At 70.2% G+C, this 18,762-nt stretch carries 18 protein-coding genes; 6 read left to right on the forward strand and 12 right to left on the reverse strand.

Going from position 1 to position 18,762, the window contains the following annotated elements:
• Window positions 1-77: 77 nt before the first annotated feature.
• The 6 genes from ACFVT2_RS01820 to ACFVT2_RS01845 form a co-directional block, all read right to left on the reverse strand.
• Window positions 78-1,217, reverse strand: coding sequence for a pyridoxal-phosphate-dependent aminotransferase family protein (locus ACFVT2_RS01820; RefSeq protein ID WP_390010877.1), 1,140 nt, complete (start codon window positions 1,215-1,217; stop codon window positions 78-80).
• A 176-nt stretch (window positions 1,218-1,393) separates the two neighbouring features.
• Complete coding sequence (locus ACFVT2_RS01825) at window positions 1,394-2,752, reverse strand: serine hydrolase domain-containing protein (RefSeq protein WP_390011226.1); 1,359 nt, start codon at window positions 2,750-2,752, stop codon at window positions 1,394-1,396.
• A 439-nt stretch (window positions 2,753-3,191) separates the two neighbouring features.
• A complete protein-coding gene (locus ACFVT2_RS01830; RefSeq protein WP_390010879.1) occupies window positions 3,192-3,884 on the reverse strand; it encodes a hypothetical protein in 693 nt (230 codons plus the stop codon).
• Window positions 3,885-3,992: 108 nt separating this feature from the next.
• Window positions 3,993-5,138 carry a MerR family transcriptional regulator gene (locus ACFVT2_RS01835; protein WP_390010880.1) on the reverse strand — a complete coding sequence of 382 codons (1,146 nt, stop codon included), beginning with the start codon at window positions 5,136-5,138 and terminating at the stop codon, window positions 3,993-3,995.
• A gap of 90 nt (window positions 5,139-5,228) precedes the next feature.
• Window positions 5,229-6,011: an oxidoreductase gene (locus ACFVT2_RS01840; protein ID WP_390010882.1), complete on the reverse strand. Its 783-nt coding sequence runs from the start codon at window positions 6,009-6,011 to the stop codon at window positions 5,229-5,231.
• 90 nt (window positions 6,012-6,101) lie between these two features.
• Complete coding sequence (locus ACFVT2_RS01845; RefSeq protein ID WP_390010884.1) at window positions 6,102-6,680, reverse strand: TetR/AcrR family transcriptional regulator; 579 nt, start codon at window positions 6,678-6,680, stop codon at window positions 6,102-6,104.
• A gap of 188 nt (window positions 6,681-6,868) precedes the next feature.
• On the opposite strand from ACFVT2_RS01845, the gene ACFVT2_RS01850 reads away from it, so the two are divergent.
• Window positions 6,869-8,110 (forward strand): hypothetical protein, encoded by a 1,242-nt coding sequence (locus tag ACFVT2_RS01850; RefSeq protein WP_390010885.1) that lies wholly within the window; start codon window positions 6,869-6,871, stop codon window positions 8,108-8,110.
• A gap of 99 nt (window positions 8,111-8,209) precedes the next feature.
• On the opposite strand, the gene dnaB is transcribed toward ACFVT2_RS01850, so the two are convergent.
• Window positions 8,210-9,688, reverse strand: coding sequence for a replicative DNA helicase (gene dnaB, locus ACFVT2_RS01855; RefSeq protein ID WP_390010887.1), 1,479 nt, complete (start codon window positions 9,686-9,688; stop codon window positions 8,210-8,212).
• 459 nt (window positions 9,689-10,147) lie between these two features.
• Between dnaB and ACFVT2_RS01860 the strand changes: the two genes are divergently transcribed.
• Together ACFVT2_RS01860 and ACFVT2_RS01865 are read left to right on the forward strand one after the other, a co-directional pair.
• The gene (locus ACFVT2_RS01860; RefSeq protein ID WP_390010889.1) at window positions 10,148-11,485 is read left to right on the forward strand and encodes an MATE family efflux transporter; all 1,338 of its coding nucleotides are present in this window, start codon (window positions 10,148-10,150) and stop codon (window positions 11,483-11,485) included.
• A gap of 88 nt (window positions 11,486-11,573) precedes the next feature.
• Window positions 11,574-12,392, forward strand: coding sequence for a trypsin-like serine peptidase (locus tag ACFVT2_RS01865; RefSeq protein WP_390010891.1), 819 nt, complete (start codon window positions 11,574-11,576; stop codon window positions 12,390-12,392).
• 85 nt (window positions 12,393-12,477) lie between these two features.
• On the opposite strand, the gene rplI is transcribed toward ACFVT2_RS01865, so the two are convergent.
• From rplI to rpsF, 4 genes are all read right to left on the reverse strand, one after another.
• Entirely contained in the window at window positions 12,478-12,924 is a 447-nt protein-coding gene (rplI, locus tag ACFVT2_RS01870) for a 50S ribosomal protein L9 (RefSeq protein ID WP_390010892.1), read from the reverse strand.
• A 17-nt stretch (window positions 12,925-12,941) separates the two neighbouring features.
• A complete protein-coding gene (gene rpsR / locus ACFVT2_RS01875) occupies window positions 12,942-13,178 on the reverse strand; it encodes a 30S ribosomal protein S18 (RefSeq protein ID WP_018838794.1) in 237 nt (78 codons plus the stop codon).
• Window positions 13,179-13,307: 129 nt separating this feature from the next.
• Window positions 13,308-13,916 carry a single-stranded DNA-binding protein gene (locus tag ACFVT2_RS01880; protein ID WP_390010894.1) on the reverse strand — a complete coding sequence of 203 codons (609 nt, stop codon included), beginning with the start codon at window positions 13,914-13,916 and terminating at the stop codon, window positions 13,308-13,310.
• Between the two features lie 82 nt (window positions 13,917-13,998).
• The gene (gene rpsF, locus ACFVT2_RS01885; RefSeq protein WP_018542659.1) at window positions 13,999-14,289 is read right to left on the reverse strand and encodes a 30S ribosomal protein S6; all 291 of its coding nucleotides are present in this window, start codon (window positions 14,287-14,289) and stop codon (window positions 13,999-14,001) included.
• A gap of 230 nt (window positions 14,290-14,519) precedes the next feature.
• Between rpsF and ACFVT2_RS01890 the strand changes: the two genes are divergently transcribed.
• From ACFVT2_RS01890 to ACFVT2_RS01900, 3 genes are all read left to right on the forward strand, one after another.
• Window positions 14,520-14,837, forward strand: a complete 318-nt coding sequence (locus ACFVT2_RS01890; protein ID WP_390010895.1) for a hypothetical protein — start codon at window positions 14,520-14,522, stop codon at window positions 14,835-14,837.
• Window positions 14,838-14,966: 129 nt separating this feature from the next.
• Window positions 14,967-16,085: a lipid II:glycine glycyltransferase FemX gene (locus ACFVT2_RS01895; RefSeq protein WP_390010896.1), complete on the forward strand. Its 1,119-nt coding sequence runs from the start codon at window positions 14,967-14,969 to the stop codon at window positions 16,083-16,085.
• Window positions 16,086-16,148: 63 nt separating this feature from the next.
• On the forward strand, window positions 16,149-17,180 hold the full coding sequence (locus ACFVT2_RS01900; RefSeq protein ID WP_390010897.1) for an alanine racemase: 1,032 nt from the start codon (window positions 16,149-16,151) through the stop codon (window positions 17,178-17,180).
• An 89-nt stretch (window positions 17,181-17,269) separates the two neighbouring features.
• Here ACFVT2_RS01900 and ACFVT2_RS01905 read toward each other — a convergent pair whose 3' ends face one another.
• The gene (locus tag ACFVT2_RS01905) at window positions 17,270-18,751 is read right to left on the reverse strand and encodes a glycosyltransferase family 87 protein (protein WP_390010899.1); all 1,482 of its coding nucleotides are present in this window, start codon (window positions 18,749-18,751) and stop codon (window positions 17,270-17,272) included.
• Window positions 18,752-18,762: the final 11 nt, after the last annotated feature.

An 18,762-nucleotide genomic window follows, 5' to 3' on the forward strand; every position in this document is an offset into this window, starting at 1 on the left:
ACCCCTGGCACTCCTGTCGAGGGCGCGTCCAACGACCGAGGACGCCTCCGACGGGTCAGCGCACCCGCCCGCACGGCTCAGACCGCGGCGAGGGCCTCATCCCATGCCGCACCGGCCGCCGCAGCCGCCGCGTCCTCGTCGACCGCCACCCCCAGCGCCCGCAGGCCGGCCGCCAGCGCCGCCAGTGAGGCCAGCACCACCGCACGGTCCGCGGCCCGCCCGTAGTGGTTCACCCTGATCATCTCCGCTGACAGGGCACCGGCGGCGGCCTGTACCGGAACCGCACCGTCGGCGGAGAGCGCGGCGGACACCACCTCACGGGCGTCCACCCCCGCCGGCGCGCGGAGCGTGGTGGCGGCCGGCGCCGCGTGCTCGTCCCGGATCACATACGGCACCGGGCCGCCGAGCACCGCGACACCCGCCCGAACCGCCGCGGCGGCCGCCCGGTGGCGGGCGATGACCACCTCCAGCCCTTCCACCTCGATCCGGTCCACGGCCTGCTCCAGCGCCAGCATCTCCAGCTGTGCCGGGGCGTGCGGAAGAGCGGTGCGCCCGGCGTCGATCCAGCGCTCCTTCCAGTCCAGCAGCGAGAGGTACGAGCGACGCGGCGCCTGCTCGTTGGCAGCGATGCGCTCCCAGGCGCGGGCGCTGACGGACACCGCGGAGACCCCGGCCGGACCGGCCAGCGCCTTCTGACCGCCGATGACGCACAGGTCCACTCCCCACGCGTCGGTGAGCAGCGGCTCGGCCCCCACCGAGGCGACCGCGTCGAGCATCAGCAGCGCCCCGTGCTCACGCACCACCGCGCCGATCTCGGCAACGGGGTTGGTGTTGCCGGTCGCCGCCTCGGCATGCACCAGGCTCACGAAGTCGATCTCGGGGTGCTCCCGCAGCGCGTCCGCCACCTGCTCGGGGGTGACCGCACCGGTGAACGGCGCGCTGATGGTGACCACCTCGGCGCCGCAGGAACGCAGCCAGCCACCGAACGTCTCGCCGTAGGGGCCGGTGATGATGTTGAGGGCGGTGCTGCCGGGCCGGACCGCCGAGCGGATGCACGCCTCCAGGGGCAGCAGCGCCTCGCCCTGCGTCGTGACGACATCGCAGCGGGTGCGCATCAGCGCCGCGACCTTGTCCTCGATCCGCGCGAAACGGGCGGCGTCGAGCGGAGGCAGGTCGAGCAGAACCGGGGCGTCGGCGTTCGCAGTCACGGCAGTCACAGTGGCCTTCCAGCGGTAGCGAGCCGCGCACTGCGGCGGCTCCTGACATCTCGCTCGACTGTACGTCCGCCCGCAACACCCCTGCCGGACGGGCCCGAGCGATCACCCTGGCCTCGGCCCGCCCGCCACGGGGGACCGACCCACGCGGGCCCCCGCTTCCGTACGTCACACCCCGGTCAGACTCCCCGCCAGCCCTCGGGGTCCACTCCGCCGGGCACCGGACCGGCGGGCTCGTAGGGCCCCCGGGTGAAGACGAAGGTCCCCAGGTCGAGGTGGGTGACCGTACCGTCCGGTGCCCGAACCACCCGCAGTGTCTCGCCCGCGTAGTAGCCGTCGAGCCCGGTCCAGGTGCCATCGGCCTCGGCCAGGAAGCGCGAGGTGCGGCCGTTGCCGGACAGCGAGACCAGTTCCAGTCCCCGCGCGCACGTCAGCCGCAACGCGAACGGGCTCGCCCCCCAGTACCAGGGCCCGGTCAGGGCCAGCAGGTCCTCGTCCACCGCGCCCGGCAACGGTCGCCACGGCTCCGGGATCCGCGGCTCGTGGTAGGCCACGATCTCCAGGAAGTCGGCAGCCACCGAGCCGATCGGGACTCCGGAGGTGCAGTTCGCCAGCGCGAGCGCGGCCGTGTCCTCCGCCGGATCGGCCCACAGCGCCGCCAGGAATCCCGGCATCGACCCGGTGTGGCCGACCAGCAGGCGCCCACTCCGCCAGACCAGCTGCGTCCCCAGCCCGTAGCCCGCGTCCCAGCCATCGCCCTCCGGCGGCACCGCGGGGGTCTGCATCTCGGTCAGGCTCGCCCCGCTCAACACCCGCTCATCGCCCCGCAGCAGGAACACCGCCCACCGGCACAGGTCCTCCGTCGTGGACCACAGCTGCCCCGCCGGCCCCATCAGCCCGGTGTCGTGCGCGGGTTCCGGCAGCATCACATCAGCCCAGGGATGGACCGCCCAGCCGCCCGCATGCGGCATCTCCGGCCGCACCGTCGTCCGGGCCATGCCCAGCGGCTCCAGCACCTCGCGCCGCAGTACCTCGCCCCACGGCACCCCGTCCCGCAGCCGCTCGACCAGCGCCCCGAGCACCGCAAAGCCGGGGTTGGAGTAGTGGTGCCGCCGCCCCGCCGGGTGCAGCCGCGGACGCTCACCGAACAGATCGGCCGGCTCGGGCCGCAGCTCGCCGGCGGTCCGCTCCCACCACGGCCCACGGGACTCGGCCGCCAACCCCGCACTGTGCGACAGCAGTTGGGCGATCGTCACCTCGGGTGCCGGGACGTCTTTGAGGTGGGTCCCGATGGGATCGTCCAGCTTCAGCAGCCCCTCGTCCCGCAGCCGAAGCACCAGCACGGCCACGAAGTTCTTGGTCAGCGAGCCGATCCGGTACTGCACATCGCCGTGCGGCACCTCCCCGTCCACCGAACTCCGGGCCCCCGTCCAGACCACCTCGCCACCGCGGACGACCGCGCCCATCATCGACGGCGCCCGCCCTTCGGCCTGCGCGATCGCCAGCCGCCGCAGCAACGCCCGCCGCGTCTGGGGCATCAACTCCGCATATTCCTCGGCGGAATCGACGGCGACGCCACCACGCGGGACCACCTCACGCGCCCCGCCCTCACTCGACTCGGGCTCTTGCGACTGCGACTGCGACTGCGACTGCGACTGCGACTGCGCATACTCCACGACCGTCATGACGCTCCTCAACGCGACTTCCCACCCGGCAGAACCAGCTCAGCCGGCCCATGCCACCGGCGAGCGACCGCCCACCGCGCCGCCATCCTGCCCCGGCCGCTACCACCAGCGCCTCCAAGTTTCACGTGAAACGGCCACCGAGCGCTTCACCCGGTATGCCACGACTCGCCATCACCGCCAGGCAAGGTTTCACGTGAAACAACGGCACCCTCCTCAGCCCGTCGATTCCCGTGAAACAACTCCCTTTGCCAGCCCGTCGTTTCACGTGAAACATCCGCACGCTCAAGCCCCGTCACGACATGGCCACTGCCCCCATCACCCGCTCCACCGCGACCTGCTCATCCTCAGGGAGCCAGCGCGCCGCATGCACCATGTGCAGCGCACTCCGCAGGCGCACCCGGTCCTCGTCCGTCCCGAGGTACCCCAGATACGCCGGAAGCGTCAGCCCCAGCGCCTTGAGGTCGCCCCGCTCGCACCACCCCGCGAGCAGCTCCCGCACCGGCCCCTCGACGCCTTCGTCGACGTGCCCTCGCACCGCGGCTCCCGCATCCCCTTCGGCGGCCGCCGCGGCCGCGGTGTCCCGCAGCCCCTCCGCGATCGCGAACCGGTTCCAGTCGCCGTACTGCCCCTCGGGCGCATCGGCCACCCGCTCCGCCGCCAACACGAAGTACCGGTGGGCGCAGGCGAGTCGGCCGAGTTCCCGGTGCGCGTTCCCCATGTTCACGTACAGCGACGGATAGAAGCCCTGCACCCGTTCGTCCCCGACCAGGTCGGCCCGGTCCAGGCACTCCTGATTCCAGCGCAGCGTCTCCGCGGGCGAGCTCTGGTGCCGCGCGAGATAGTGCGCCGCGATGCACGCCTCGTAGTCGTCGCGGGCCCCCTCCCACGCCTGCTGGAAGAGTTCCCGCGCCGTCTCGGCACGTCCCTCCGCCTCGGCCTGCATGCCGGCCACGCACAGCCGCACCACCGGCAGTTCCGGATCCATTCGCCCGCTTCCTCCCTCAGTCATCGGTCGCGCCCGCCCTCCGGGCCTCCGTACCGTTTCCGCTTCCGCGCCGTGCCGCTCCGGCCGCCGGCTCTCTGCCGCCAGCCCTCAGCGGCCCCGCACCGGCATCACCACCGTCGTGAAACTCCCCTGGTCCGCGGAGCGGACGACGACCGGCTGGTCCGCCCCCGCGATCTCCAGCAGCACATCGGGCCCCACCCCGGCCTCCAGCACCGGCATCAGGACCGCCGGGTCAAAGGCGATCCGCAGCCCGGGCCCGGTACGTACCGCCCGCAACCGCACGGGTCCGGCTTCCCCGCCCGATACCTCCAGCCTCCCTTCCGCGGTGCCGTCCGTTTCCGTCCCGACCGCCAGCGACACCACCGCGCCGCCCCGGTCCGCCACCGCGTCCCGCAGCCCGATCCGATCCACGATCACCCGGTGCCGCACGACCGCCAGCCCCGCCAGCATCAGCCGGTAGTCCGGGAACTCCCCCGGCTCGCCCACTCCGGCGATCCCGTCGCCCGGAGCCCCCGCGCCCCCGCACCTCTCTCCGCTCCGCAGCCGCACCCGCGCGACACCCGAGGCGTCCGCCGCGGCCGGGAATTCCACCTCGACCGCCAGCTGTCGCACCGCCCACTCCGCCATCCGGCGTGCGGTGTCCGCCGCGAGCAGTACCCGCCCCGGACCGCCCTCGCAGACCTCCGGCCGCAGCACCCGCACCGCAAGGCGGTAGCGATCGGCGGCCACCAACCGCACTTCCCCGTCGACGAGTTCGAGCAGTACGCACCCCAGCACCGGGTGTTCCCCGACCGTCGCACCGACCGCCGCCGCGGGCCCCACCTGCCGCACCGCACTGGCGAGTTCCGGCCCGTCCACCCGCGCCCACGCGGTACCGCCGCGGTCCGCCGGCTCCCCGGACGCCCCCCGCAGAAAGCCCTCCACCACGGCCCGCGCCTCGTCCGCGGCCCGCAGGGTCCGCTCCAAGTGGGCCCGCAGCACGTTCCGGGCCACGTCCTCGGGGCCGTCGAGTACGGTCTCGACGTCCACCAACGGCAGCCCCGCGGCCCGCAGGTGGCGCAGCCGTACCGCCCGCGCCAGCTGGCCGGCCCCATAGCGCCGGTATCCCGTGGCGGCGTCCACCCGGTCCGGCCGCAGCACCCCGCAGTCGTCGTAGAAGCGCAGCGCGCTCGGCGTCAGGCCCGCCCGCCGGGCGAACGCGCCGATGCTCAAGAGTTCCCCGTCGTCGTCCATGGCCGCGATTCTCGGACTTCGACCAACCTGAAGGTCAAACCGTCCGCCGGGGTGGGCGGCCGCCCCGGCGCCGCCCACCGGACCACCACGTCAGAGCGTCTTGACCGTGCCACCGTCGATGACGTAGTCCGCACCCGTGATGTTCCCGGCCACGTCGGAGAGCAGGAAGGTGATCAGGGCCGCCACCTCCCGCGGTTCGGTGATCCGCCCGCTGGTGATGCCGAACGCCTCCGGGATCTGCTGGAGGAACGCCGCGTGCTCCGCCCCGGCGCTCGCCGCCACCTTGCCGCCGAAGCCCTCCGGGTCCTCCCAGAGGGCGGTCCGCACGATGCCCGGCGAGACGGTGTTGATGCGTACGCCCTGCGGCCCGAACTCCTCGGCCAGCGACTTCCCGAGGGCGGCCAGGGCCGCCTTGGCCGCGCTGTAGGCGACCGGGCCGGCGGCGGGCAGCCGGGAGTTGATGGACGACACGTTGACGATCGCGCCGCGGCGCTCGATCAGGCTGGGCAACGCGGCCCGGCTGGCGCGAACCGCGCTCAGCAGGTTGAGGTCGAAGACGGCGCCCCACTGGGCGTCGTCGGTGTCCAGGAATCCGGCGAGCTCCACGGCGTCCCCGGCGCCGACGTTGTTCACCAGCAGGTCGATGCCGCCCAGCTCCGCGAAGGCGCTGTCCATCAGGGCGGCCACGCCGTCGGCGGTGCTCAGGTCGGCGGAGACCGCGAAGGCGCCGGCCTCCTTGAGTTCCGGGGTGATGGTGCGGGCCGCCCCGACGACCCGTACGCCCTCGTCGATCAACGCGCGGACGGTGGCCAGTCCGATCCCGCGGCTGGCGCCGGTGACCACGGCGGTCTTGTCGGTGAGGTTGAGCTGCATGACACTCCGATCCTGAATCCAGTTCTTGAGCTCTAGGTACAAAATTTGGGCAGCAGGCATCCACCGCCCAGTCCGGGAAATCCCAGCAGGTCAGAGGCTGTCGATCGTCGCGTCGATCACCCTGGAGAGCCGCTCCGGCCCCTCGGCAACCCGAGCCAACAGCCGGAGTCCGACGACCGTGGACAGCAACAGGCTCCCCATCGCCCGCGCATCGCGGCCGAGCGCGATCTCGCCGGCCCGCTGGCCCTCCTCGATCAGCGCGCGGAACGCCTCCTCGGTCCGGTCGAACATCCGCCGCACCAGCTCGGTCGCGATCTCGTCCGCCCCCGCGAGCTCCGCCGCGGCATTGACGGCCAGGCAGCCGCGGCGGTCCGGATCGGCGAGGTCCATCTCCACCAGGAGGTGCAACACGTCGCGCAACCGGTCCTTCACCGGCCCGGCGCCCCCCACCATCTCGACCAGGGCCTGCGCCTGACCATCCCGGTAGCGGACCAGTGCCCGCTCGAACAGCCCGTGCTTGCTGCCGAAGGTGTTGTAGAGACTGCCCTTGCCGATGCCGAGCGCATCCACGAGGTCCTGCGGTGTCGTGGCGGCGTACCCCTTCCGCCAGAACACCTGCATGGCCTGCTCGACGGCGACGTCCGGATCGAACTGCTTCGGCCTTCCCATGTCCGAGACTGTAGCACTTTTCTTGACCTATAGGTCAAGAAAAAGCCGCAGCGTCCGCACCCGGCGGCGGAAGTCGATGAGCCCCACCCGAACCGCAGCGGCGGTGACCATGGGTAGGGGTACCCCCCTGCCGAGGCAGGGGGCCCGTCCCAATGCGCCGAGTGGGCCGGAAACGACAGAGTCCAGGCATGAACTCCTCTCGGCTCACTGGAAGATCAGCCAAGCGCGCCGCTCTCGCCCTGGTGTGCGCCGCGACCTTACTGGCGGCGACCGGGTGCGGCGACGAAGAGTCTGCTTCCCCGCCTGTCACCCCCGCCGCCGCCCAGCAGGCGGCACGCGGTTCGGTGGTCTCCGTGACCCCCGTGGCGGACCTGGACGCCAAGGAGGTCGCGGCCCGCCTGACGAAGTCGGGGATCAATGCGGCACAGGTCCGCTACGGCGTTCGGGCCCACCGGATCGTGTACCGCACCGTCGACACCACGGGCAAACCCACCACGGCCAGCGAACTGGTCGCCCTGCCGAAGAACAGCGAACGCGACCTTCGTGTCGTGTCCTGGCTGCACGGCACCGAGGTGTACCGGGGAGAGGTGGCCTCGGTGAACGACGAGTCCCCCGACCGGACCACGGCGTTCCTGTTCGCCTCGACCGGCCGCGCGGTCTCCGCCCCGGACTACCTCGGCATGGGAAAGGGCCCCGGATTCCATCCGTACGGGGACCCGAAGGCGACCGTCACCGCTTCGGTGGACGCGTTGCGGGCGGCTCGAACGTTCGCCCGCCGGGACGGCCGCGGCCTCGACCGGCGCGTACTCATCAGCGGGTTCTCGCAGGGCGGACCCGCCACGATGATGCTCGGGAAGGCCCTGCACCAGCGCGTCGACCCGTACTTCCGAACGGGCGCCCTCGCCCCGATCTCCGGCCCGTTCGACCTGAGCAGTTTCGAGGCCGCCGCGGCAAACGACAAGGTCAACCGGTCATCGCTCTACCTCGCGTATTTCGTGACTGCTTGGCAGCGGATGTACGGCCTGTACAGCACTCCGGACCAGGCGTTCCGCGCCCCTTACGACAAGGAGGTGGAGACGCTCTTCGACGGCAACCACAAGGCGGAGCAGATCGCGGCCGCACTGCCGAAGACCTCGAAGGAACTGTTCACCAAGGAGTTCCTCCAGAAGGTGCGCAACCCCACGGGGAAGCTCCAGCGGCAACTGAAGGTGCTGGACAGCACCTGTGACTGGCGGCCCGAAGTCCCGGTGCACCTCTTTCACGCCAGGGGCGACAAGGACGTCTTCTTTGCGAACGCCCAGCACTGCCGGCGTCAGCTGATTGCCAACGGGGCCGACCAACAGCTCACCGACGTAGGGGAGTTCGACCACTCCACGACAGTCCTCAAGGCCCTGCCCCAGGTGGTGCACGAGTTCGACGCCGCCCGCTGAACCAGTCCGCGACCGAGCGGCACGGCGGCACAAGTGCCACCGCTGCGCCCTCGCGGCCGAGACGGCGCCAGGAAATCTGGGACCTATCAGGTCACCGGCTCAGGTCTGCGCCATGTCCACGAAGCGCGAGTAGTGCCCCTGGAAGGCCACCGTGATCGTCGCGGTGGGACCGTTACGGTGCTTCGCCACGATCAGGTCGGCCTCACCGGCCCGTGGCGATTCCTTCTCGTAGGCGTCCTCGCGGTGCAGCAGGATGACCATGTCGGCGTCCTGCTCGATGGAACCGGATTCACGCAGGTCCGAGACCATCGGCTTCTTATCCGTACGCTGCTCGGGGCCACGGTTCAGCTGCGAGAGCGCGATGACCGGAAGCTCCAGCTCCTTGGCCAGCAGCTTGAGGTTTCGGGACATGTCCGAGACCTCCTGCTGACGGCTCTCGGCCCGCTTGGAACCGCCGGACTGCATCAGCTGGAGATAGTCGATGACCACCAGCTTCAGCTCGTTCCGCTGCTTCAGCCGGCGGCATTTGGCGCGGATCTCCATCATCGAGAGGTTCGGCGAATCATCGATGTAGAGGGGCGCGGCCGAAACGTCCGGCATCCGGCGCGCCAGCCGCGTCCAGTCGTCGTCCGTCATGCTGCCGGAACGCATGTGGTGCAGCGCCACCCGGGCCTCGGCGGACAGCAGGCGCATCGCGATCTCGTTGCGCCCCATTTCCAGCGAGAAGATCACGCTCGGCAGGTTGCTCTTGATCGAACAGGCCCGCGCGAAGTCCAGCGCGAGCGTCGACTTACCCATGGCCGGACGGGCCGCGATCACGATCATCTGGCCCGGGTGCAGGCCGTTGGTCAGCGCGTCGAGATCGGTGAAGCCCGTCGGCACACCGGTCATCTGGCCCTGCCGCGAGCCGATCGCCTCGATCTCGTCGAGCGCGCCCTCCATGATGTCGCCGAGCGGCAGATAGTCCTCACTGGTCCGCTGCTCGGTGACGGCGTAGATCTCCGCCTGGGCCTTGTTGACGATCTCGTCGACGTCGCCGTCCGCTGCGTATCCCATCTGCGTGATCCGGGTGCCGGCCTCGACGAGGCGGCGCAGCACGGCCCGCTCGTGGACGATCTCGGCGTAGTACTCGGCGTTGGCGGCCGTCGGTACCGACTGGACCAGGGTGTGCAGATACGAGGCGCCGCCGACCCGGCCGATCTCACCGCGCTTGGTGAGCTCCGCCGCGATGGTGATCGGGTCGGCCGGCTCGCCCTTGGCGTACAGGTCGAGGATCGCCTGGAAGATCAGCTCGTGGGCGGGGCGGTAGAAGTCGTCGCCCTTGAGGACCTCGACGACGTCCGCGATGGCGTCCTTGGACAGCAGCATGCCGCCGAGCACCGACTGCTCGGCATCGAGGTCCTGCGGCGGGACCCGCTCGAAGCCACCGGACCAGGAACCACCGCCGTCGTCGTCGCGCTCCGGACGGTCGCCCCGCCCCCGGCCCTTGCCGTCGCTCCGGCGGGAGCGGGCGGCCGGCAGCAGGTCGCTGGGACCGGAGTCCGCCCAGGGGTCCTCCATGGGCTCGGGAATACTCACCCCGGCACCTCCTCCCGTCCGCGAGGCGGACCTTGCTGTGCGGTTCTTTCTTACGGCACAGCGCTGACAATCGAGACGCCCGACTCCGGTTACGGCGCGTCGAGTTCGGACGGGTCTCATGGTCGGAACAGGCGGCGGGTGCCGGACCACGGTAGGCCCGCGAGCACCGTCCGCCAATCTGGTTATCCACAGGCCGTGTGGATGACCGCCTCATAGCTGTGGAGAAGTCCCCCGATCCTGTGCACGGGCCGGGGGAAACTTCTGTGGACAAGCACACAATCACGCCATCCACACCCCTCTGACCTGGGCTTTTCTCATCCATAGGCTGTGGGAGAGAAAAACTTCGGCAACCTGTTCATGATCGCCGCAAACAGCACACAGAAGGCACCTCCGCACAGCGGGAAGTAAGGATCACTAAGCAGTTGCATCTCTTACCTGTGGACGATTAGATTGCCCCTCATGACACAGGCCCCCGCGACGCCACGGCGCACCCTCCGCCACCATGACCGCGAGATCATCGCGCTGGCGCTGCCCGCCTTCGGCGCCCTGGTCGCGGAACCGCTGTTCGTCATGGTCGACAGCGCCGTCATCGGCCACCTCGGCACCCGCCAGCTCGCCGGACTCGGCGTCGCCGCCGCCCTCCTCACAACCGCCGTCTCCGTCTTCGTCTTCCTCGCCTACGCCACCACCGCCGCGGTCGCCCGCCGGGTCGGCGCCGGTGACCTCTCCTCCGCGATACGCCAGGGCATGGACGGCATCTGGCTCGCCCTGCTGCTCGGCGCGGCCGTCATCGTCGTCGTCCTTCCCACCGCACCCTGGCTCGTCGAAGTCTTCGGCGCCTCCCCGGCCGCCGCCCCGTACGCGACGACCTACCTGCGCATCAGCGCGCTCGGCATCCCCGCGATGCTGGTCGTCCTGGCCGCCACCGGAGTCCTCCGCGGCCTCCAGGACACCAGAACTCCGCTGTACGTCGCCGTCGGCGGCTTCACCGCCAACGCCGCCCTCAACGCCGGACTGGTCTACCTCGCCGGACTCGGCATCGCCGGCTCCGCCTGGGGCACCGTCATCGCCCAGTGCGGCATGGCCGCGGTCTATCTCACCGTGGTGGTCCGCGGTGCCCGCCGCCATGGTGCCTCACTGCGCCCGGACGCCGCCGGGATCCGCGCCTGCGCCCAGGCCGGCGTCCCGCTGCTGATCCGCACGCTCTCGCTGCGTGCGGTGCTGATGATCGCCACCGCGGTCGCCGCCCGGCTCGGCGACGCCGAGATCGCCGCCCACCAGATCGTCCTGTCCCTCTGGCAGCTCCTGGCCTTCGCCCTGGACGCCATCGCCATCGCCGGCCAGGCCATCATCGGGCGTCACCTCGGCGCCGGAGACCGCGCCGGCGCCGGCGCCGCCTGCCGCCGCATGGTCCAGTGGGGCATCGCTTCCGGCATCGCCCTCGGTGTGCTGGTGGTGCTCGCCCGGCCGCTGTTCATCCCCCTCTTCACCACCGACCCCGCCGTCCGGACCCCACTGCTCACCACTCTCCTGGTCGTCGCGATCACCCAACCGGTCGCCGGCATCGTCTTCATCCTCGACGGGGTCCTCATGGGGGCGGGGGACGGGCCGTATCTCGCCGGAGCGATGGTCGTGACGCTGGCCGTGTTCGCCCCGGCGGCCCTGGCCGTCCCCGCCCTCGGCGGCGGCCTGGTCGCCCTGTGGTGGGCGATGGCCCTGATGATGACCGTCCGGATGCTGACTCTGTGGCTGCGTACCCGCTCCGGCCGGTGGATTGTGACCGGAGCCTCCCGGTGAAGCACCTCCCGAATCCGGGCCCCATGCAGATAATGACCTTGTGCGCTCGCTTGCCAGGAAATCCGTCCTGCCCCTGACGCTCGTCATCGTGGGGGCAGCCGCAGTGGTGGGCTACGCAGCGGAGGAGACCCACCCGACCAGAGCCACCGGCGGCCACACCGGTTACGGCAAGTCCGGCGCGCCCGGCGAGGCGCCCCAGGACCAGGACCCCTCGGCCACCGCCCCGCCCCAGAACGGCAACGCCTACACCCCGCGCAGGACCGAGGAGAACGGCCGGATCGGCACGGTCTTCGAGAAGGACGACCACGGCGCCCACTTCTGCACCGCCAGCGTTGTGCAGAGCCCGGGCCGGAACATGCTGATCACCGCAGCCCACTGCGCCTTCGATGCCGACGCCGGGAAGCCGGTGGACGACCTGGTCTTCGCCCCCGACTACCGCAACGGCGACGAGCCCACCGGCCTGTGGAAGGTCAACAAGGTCGTGGTCGACGACCGCTGGGCCAAGTCGCAGGACGAGGACCTCGACGTCGCCTTCCTCACCCTTGACACCAAGGACGGCAAGGAGATCCAGGACGTCCTCGGCGGCAACACCCTCGGCATCGACCGCGGCTTCGACAACGAAGTCAAGATCACCGGCTATCCCACCAGCCGGGACACCCCGATCTCCTGCCAGAACCGCACCACGAAGTTCAGCGACACCCAGATGCGCATCCAGTGCACCGACTTCGAGGGCGGCACCAGCGGCAGCCCGTGGCTGGCCGACTACGACCCCAAGAGCCACACCGGCACGGTCATCGGCGTCCTCGGCGGCCACGAGGGCGGCGGCGACCAGGACGACGTCTCCTACGCCGCGTACTTCGACGAGGACATCGCCAATCTCTACGAGCGTGCCCAGGACGAGGACTGACCCCCGCACCGCACCGCCCACTCAACGCGAAGGGCCGTACCCCATGGTGGGGTACGGCCCTTCAGTGCTCTGCTGCGAACTGCGCTCAGGCGGCGATGACCTCGACGCCGAGCTTCGCAACGACCTCGGCGTGCAGACGCACCGAGACCTGGTGCGCGCCCAGGGTCTTGATCGGCGAACCGATCTCAACGCGGCGCTTGTCGACGTCCGGACCACCGGCAGCCTTGATCGCCGAGGCGACGTCGGCCGGGGTGACGGAGCCGAACAGGCGGCCCGCGTCGCCGGCACGAACGGCCAGCTTCACGTTGACGCCCTCAAGCCGGCCCTTGACCTCGTTGGCCTGCTCGATCGTGGCGATCTCGCGGATCTTGCGACCGCGGCGGATCTGCGCGACGTCCTTCTCGCCACCCTTGGTCCAGCGGATCGCGAAACCACGCGGAACCAGGTAGTTACGGGCGTACCCGTCCTTGACGTCCACGACGTCACCAGCGGTACCGAGGCCGGAGACCTCGTGGGTGAGGATGATCTTCATTAGTCGGTCACCCTTCCCTATCGCGCGGTGGACGTGTAGGGCAGCAGCGCCATCTCACGGCTGTTCTTCACGGCCGTGGCGACGTCACGCTGGTGCTGAGTGCAGTTGCCGGTGACCCGGCGGGCACGGATCTTGCCGCGGTCGGAAATGAACTTCCGCAGCAGGTTCGTGTCCTTGTAGTCGACGTAGGAGATCTTCTCCTTGCAGAACACGCAAACCTTCTTCTTAGGCTTGCGCGGAGGCGGCTTCGCCATTGTCTCTCTCCAGTTGAGTTCAAGAAGTATGTGCTGACGCCCTCAGGCCCCAGGCCGTTCTCCGACCTCGTTTCACGTGAAACGGCGTGTTTCACGTGAAACGCCGACGGATGAACGCGTCGCCCGGACCTAGAAGGGCGGCTCGTCCGAATAGCCGCCGCCGGAGCCGCCGCCCCAGCCACCGCCGCCACCTTGGCCACCCTGGCCGCCCTGGCCACCGCCAGAAGGACCACCGGTCGCCCACGGGTCGTCGGCCGGAGCGCCGCCGCCCTGCTGACCGCCGCCGGAGCCACCGCTCCAGCCGCCGCCACCCTGGCCACCGCCCTGACCGCCGCCCTGGCCGCCGCCGAAGCCGCCGCCCTGGCCACCACGACCGCTGGTCTTGGCGACCTTCGCCGTGGCGTTGCGCAGGCTCGCGCCCACTTCCTCGACGTCGAGCTCGTAGACCGTGCGCTTCACACCCTCGCGATCCTCGTAGGACCGCTGCTTGAGACGGCCCTGGACGATCACGCGGGTACCCCGCGTAAGGGACTCGGCGACGTTCTCCGCCGCCTGACGCCACACCGAGCAGGTCAGGAACAGGCTCTCGCCGTCCTTCCACTCATTGGTCTGGCGGTCGAAGGTGCGGGGAGTGGACGCGACGCGGAACTTCGCGACCGCCGCACCGGACGGGGTGAAGCGCAGCTCGGGGTCGTCGACAAGATTGCCGACAACCGTGATGACGGTCTCGCCTGCCATTAGGGGAACCTCTCGGCGGGTGTGCTGCTGGCTGCTGGTGTTGCTGCTACTCGAACCCGGTTACCGCTGGACGCGTACGCGCTCAGTGGGTCTCGGGACGGAGGACCTTGGTCCGAAGAACCGACTCGTTCAGGTTCATCTGACGGTCGAGCTCCTTGACGACCGCAGGCTCGGCCTGCAGGTCGATGACCGAGTAGATACCCTCGGGCTTCTTGTTGATCTCGTACGAGAGACGACGACGGCCCCAGGTGTCGACCTTCTCAACCTTCCCGTTGCCCTCGCGGACGACGGAGAGGAAGTTCTCGATCAGGGGGGCGACTGCGCGCTCCTCAAGATCGGGGTCGAGGATGACCATCACCTCGTAGTGACGCATGTAGAACCCACCTCCTTTGGACTCAGCGGCCACGGTCGTTCCGTGGCAGGAGGGTCGTGATGCGTTCCGCGCCCGGCCCGCCCGGAGTATCCGGGCAGACATGTGCGCAGACCGTACAGAGTACCTGCCTCCGCGCTTCCGGTTGAAATCCGCCCGCCGGACCCCCCAATCTGGAACACAACGGGTGTGAGCGGCGTTACAGTGCGCCGCCCTGTCAGTGGAGGTGCCGTATGGCACAGGCAGCACGGACCCAACGGAATCTGCTCGCGCTTCTCAACAGCGACGGCCAATCCCATCCCGTAGAGAACACTCTCGCGGTCGTGACCTTGGTGCTCGGCGCGATTGCCGCCCTCACCGCGCTCTCGCCCACCCTGCACCTGGTCAGTTCCTGGGCGGGCCTGATCGGAATCGGAACGGGCCTGTGGGGCCAGTACATCTCCTCGACAACGGCTGAACGCTTCCTGTTGATCATCGGGCTCGGTGCGTCGGGCGTCGGCTTCTACATCGGCCTGGCGCACGGCGGCCTCTTCGGCGGCGTGATCGGCTAGCCCACCGCGCTGCGGCATACGGGGCCCGGCCCCGTACGGCCCAGACGGGGTGCTCCCCGGTCACAGTAGGCTTCGGCGCGAGAGCCGGAGCCCCGACCATGGGGACACACCAGCCGAGGAGCGCCCCGCATGAGCCTGACCCTGAGGACCATCAGTCGAGAGCAGCATCTGGCATACATCCAGAGCCTGCCCGCGGCGAGCCACATGCAGGTCCCGGCCTGGGCTGACGTGAAGGCCGAGTGGCGGTCCGAGAGCCTGGGCTGGTTCGACGCGTCCGGCGAGCTGGTCGGCGCCGGGTTGGTCCTGTACCGCCAGCTGCCCAAGATCAAGCGGTACCTGGCGTACCTCCCCGAGGGCCCGGTCATCAACTGGTACGCGCCGAACCTCGAAGAGTGGCTGCGGCCGATGCTCAGCCACCTCAAGCAGCAGGGTGCCTTCTCCGTGAAGATGGGCCCGCCGGTCATCATCCGCCGCTGGGACTCCACCGCGATCAAGGCGGGCATCCAGAGCCCCGACGTCAAGCGGCTGCGGGACGTCGAGGCCAGCCACATCGAACCGCGCGCCTTCGAGGTCGCCGACCGGCTGCGCCGCATGGGCTGGCAGCAGGGCGAGGACGGCGGCGCCGGCTTCGGCGATGTGCAGCCCCGCTACGTCTTCCAGGTGCCGCTGGCCAACCGTCCGCTGGAGGACGTCCACAAGGGCTTCAACCAGCTGTGGCGCCGCAACATCAAGAAGGCCGAGAAGGCCGGCGTCGAGGTCGTCCAGGGCGGTTACGAGGACCTGGCCGAATGGCAGCGGCTCTACGAGATCACCGCGAAGCGCGACCAGTTCCGGCCGCGTCCGCTCGGCTACTTCCAGCGCATGTGGTCCGCCCTCAACTCCGAGGACCCCAACCGCATGCGGCTCTACTTCGCCCGCCACAACGGGGTGAACCTCTCCGCGGCGACCATGCTCGTCGTCGGTGGGCACGTCTGGTACTCGTACGGCGCCTCGGACAACATCGGCCGCGAGGTCCGGCCCTCCAACGCGATGCAGTGGCGGATGCTGCAGGACTCCTACGCGCTCGGCGCCTCCGTCTACGACCTCCGCGGCATCAGCGACTCGCTGGACGAGAACGACCACCTCTTCGGCCTGATCCAGTTCAAGGTCGGCACCGGCGGGCAGGCGGCGGAGTACCTCGGTGAGTGGGACTTCCCGCTCAACAAGTTCCTGCACAAGGCGCTCGACATCTACATGTCGCGCCGCTGACCGCTCCACCGCACCGTCCGTACTCCTACACACCCCAGCCACGAGAAAGGTTCCGGGCCGGCCATGGCGCTCACCCTCTACGTCGACACCCCGCGCTGGCGGGCGCATCAACAGAGCGTTCTCCAGCAGTTCCCCGGGCTGGTCCCGGTCTGCAAAGGCAACGGCTACGGCTTCGGCCACGAGCGCCTCGCCGAGGAGGCCACCCGGCTCGGTTCCGACATCCTCGCGGTCGGCACCACCTACGAAGCGGCCCAGATCAAGGACTACTTCAGCGGCGATCTGCTGGTCCTGACCCCGTTCCGGCACGGCGAGGAGCCGGTGCCGCTGCCCGACCGGGCGATCCGCTCGGTCTCCTCGGTGGAGGGCGTGGGCGGGCTGGTCGGCGCCCGGGTCGTCATCGAGGTCATGAGCAGCATGAAGCGGCACGGCGTCAAGCCGGAGGACCTGCCGAAGCTGGCCGCGGCCATCGAGGACATCCGGCTGGAGGGGTTCGCGATCCACCTGCCGCTGGACCGCGCAGACGGCTCCGACTCGGTCGACGAGGTCATCCGGTGGATGGACCAGCTGCGCGCCGCCCGTCTCCCGCTGCACACCATGTTCGTCAGCCACCTCAAGCCCAACGAATTCGCCCGCCTCCAGCAGCAGTTCCCGCAGACCCGCTTCCGCGCACGGATCGGGACGCGGCTCTGGCTCGGCGACCACGACGCCACCGAGTACCGCGGCTCGGTGCTCGACGTGACCCGCGTCGCCAAGGGCGACCGGTTCGGCTACCGCCAACAGAAGGCGGCCTCCGACGGTTACCTCGTCGTAGTGGCCGGCGGCACCTCGCACGGCGTCGGCCTGGAGTCCCCCAAGGCGCTGCACGGGGTGATGCCGCGCGCCAAGGGCGTGGCCCGCGCCGGTCTGGCGAGCGTCAACCGCAATCTCGCGCCGTACGTCTGGTCCGGTAAGCAGCGCTGGTTCGCCGAGCCTCCGCACATGCAGGTGTCGATCCTGTTCGTCCCGGCGGACGCCCCCGAGCCCAAGGTGGGCGAGGAACTGGTGGCCCACCTGCGGCACACCACCACGCAGTACGACCGCCTCGTGGACCGCTGAGCCACCCGGCCCGGCACTCACCAACGCCAGGGCCCGGTGCTGCGGGAGGTTCCGCGGCACCGGGCCCTGGCGCGTTTCCGCCGCGTCGCTCAGTCCTGTACGACGCCCCAGCGCACCCGCGGCGCCCCCTCGAAGTGCACCGCGTGCCGCGGCTCGTGGTGCGCCCGCCCGAGCACGAACACATCGGGACTCCGGTCCAGGACGCCCCCCGAGGGATCGTCGTCGCCGTCCTTGCGGACAACATCGCGCTCCGGCATCAGGATGTCCCGGACGACCACGGCACACAGATACAGCGTGCCGAGGAGGTGCAGTGCGATGGCCAGTTGGTAGCCCTCGGGCGGCAGCCCCTGATGCTTGTCGCCGTTGCCGGTGTAGGCCAGGTACATCCAGATCCCCAGGAAATACATCACCTCGCACGCCTGCCAGATCAGGAAGTCCCGCCAGCGCGGCCGTGCCAACGCCGCCAGCGGGATCAGCCACAGGACGTACTGCGGCGAGTAGACCTTGTTGGTGAGGATGAACAGCGCCACAACGAGGAAGGCGAGCTGTGCGAAGCGCGGTCGGCGCGGTGCGTACAGGGTCAGCAGTGCGAGGGCGCCGCAGCCGAGGATCATCAGGAGCGACGCGTAGAGGTTGGCGTCCTCCAGGGGGTTGCCGGTCCGCTGTGAGATCAGCAGCCAGACCGAACCGAAGTCGATGGGCCGCTCCTGGCTGAAGGTGTAGAACTTCGCCCAGCCCTCCCGGAGATGGAACCCGGACGCATCGTGGGCGATCATCACCGGCAGATTCACCACCAGCCAGGACACCACCGCGCCGAGGACGGCCCGCCCGTACGCGCGCCAGGTGCCCGCCCGCCAGCACAGCACCAGCAGCGGCCCCAGCAGCAGCACCGGGTAGAGCTTCGCCGCGGTCGCCAACCCGATCAGGACACCGGCCGCCAGCGGACGGCTGCGTGACCACAGCAGCATCCCCGCGGCGGTCAGCGCGACCGCCAGCAGGTCCCAGTTGATGGTGGCGGTCAGCGCGAAGGCCGGCGCCAGGGCAACCAGCAGCCCGTCCCAAGGACGCCGCCGGTGGGTACGGGCCACGCACACCGCGATGACCGCCGCGCAGACCATCAGCATGCCGGCGTTGGCCAGCCAGTAGATCTGTTCCCGGTCCTGGATCGGCCCACCGTGCGGCGTCATCCAGGAGGCGACCTCCATGAAGAGCCCGGTCAGCACCGGGTACTCCAGGTACTGCATATCGCCGGGCAGCTTGTCGAAGTACGGGATCAGCCCGTCGGCGAATCCCCGGCCGGAGTAGAGGTGGGGGATGTCCGAGTAGCAGGCGTGCACGTACTGACTGGTGGCGCCGAAGAACCAGCCGCCGTTGTAGCAGGGCAGCTTCTGCACCATGCCGAGCGCGAACATGCCGATGGCGACGAGCGCGATGACCCGCACCGGCGTCAGCCAGTGCGCCCCGAGCAGCGCGCGCCGGCCGAGCGGGCCACCGATCAGCTCGCTGCCGGCCGCGGCCACCTCATCCCGTCGCGTCGGCCGTACGGGCTCGTCCTGTCGCAGGCTCGTCATGGCCCCATCCT

This window comes from Streptomyces sp. NPDC058000 (genome assembly GCF_042886435.1).
Classification (GTDB): Bacteria; Actinomycetota; Actinomycetes; order Streptomycetales; family Streptomycetaceae; genus Streptomyces.

What these genes read in the sequence shown, in the direction of transcription:
- ACFVT2_RS01830 (WP_390010879.1), bottom strand. Translation starts at nt 3,884, where the DNA reads ATGGATCCGGAACTGCCGGTGGTGCGGCTGTGCGTGGCCGGCATGCAG.
- rpsR (WP_018838794.1), bottom strand. Translation starts at nt 13,178, where the DNA reads ATGGCGAAGCCGCCTCCGCGCAAGCCTAAGAAGAAGGTTTGCGTGTTC.
- ACFVT2_RS01840 (WP_390010882.1), bottom strand. Translation starts at nt 6,011, where the DNA reads ATGCAGCTCAACCTCACCGACAAGACCGCCGTGGTCACCGGCGCCAGC.
- ACFVT2_RS01825 (WP_390011226.1), bottom strand. Translation starts at nt 2,752, where the DNA reads ATGCCCCAGACGCGGCGGGCGTTGCTGCGGCGGCTGGCGATCGCGCAG.
- ACFVT2_RS01860 (WP_390010889.1), top strand. Translation starts at nt 10,148, where the DNA reads ATGACACAGGCCCCCGCGACGCCACGGCGCACCCTCCGCCACCATGAC.
- ACFVT2_RS01890 (WP_390010895.1), top strand. Translation starts at nt 14,520, where the DNA reads ATGGCACAGGCAGCACGGACCCAACGGAATCTGCTCGCGCTTCTCAAC.
- ACFVT2_RS01905 (WP_390010899.1), bottom strand. Translation starts at nt 18,751, where the DNA reads ATGACGAGCCTGCGACAGGACGAGCCCGTACGGCCGACGCGACGGGAT.
- rplI (WP_390010892.1), bottom strand. Translation starts at nt 12,924, where the DNA reads ATGAAGATCATCCTCACCCACGAGGTCTCCGGCCTCGGTACCGCTGGT.
- ACFVT2_RS01900 (WP_390010897.1), top strand. Translation starts at nt 16,149, where the DNA reads ATGGCGCTCACCCTCTACGTCGACACCCCGCGCTGGCGGGCGCATCAA.
- rpsF (WP_018542659.1), bottom strand. Translation starts at nt 14,289, where the DNA reads ATGCGTCACTACGAGGTGATGGTCATCCTCGACCCCGATCTTGAGGAG.
- ACFVT2_RS01835 (WP_390010880.1), bottom strand. Translation starts at nt 5,138, where the DNA reads ATGGACGACGACGGGGAACTCTTGAGCATCGGCGCGTTCGCCCGGCGG.
- ACFVT2_RS01850 (WP_390010885.1), top strand. Translation starts at nt 6,869, where the DNA reads ATGAACTCCTCTCGGCTCACTGGAAGATCAGCCAAGCGCGCCGCTCTC.
- ACFVT2_RS01845 (WP_390010884.1), bottom strand. Translation starts at nt 6,680, where the DNA reads ATGGGAAGGCCGAAGCAGTTCGATCCGGACGTCGCCGTCGAGCAGGCC.
- ACFVT2_RS01895 (WP_390010896.1), top strand. Translation starts at nt 14,967, where the DNA reads ATGAGCCTGACCCTGAGGACCATCAGTCGAGAGCAGCATCTGGCATAC.
- ACFVT2_RS01880 (WP_390010894.1), bottom strand. Translation starts at nt 13,916, where the DNA reads ATGGCAGGCGAGACCGTCATCACGGTTGTCGGCAATCTTGTCGACGAC.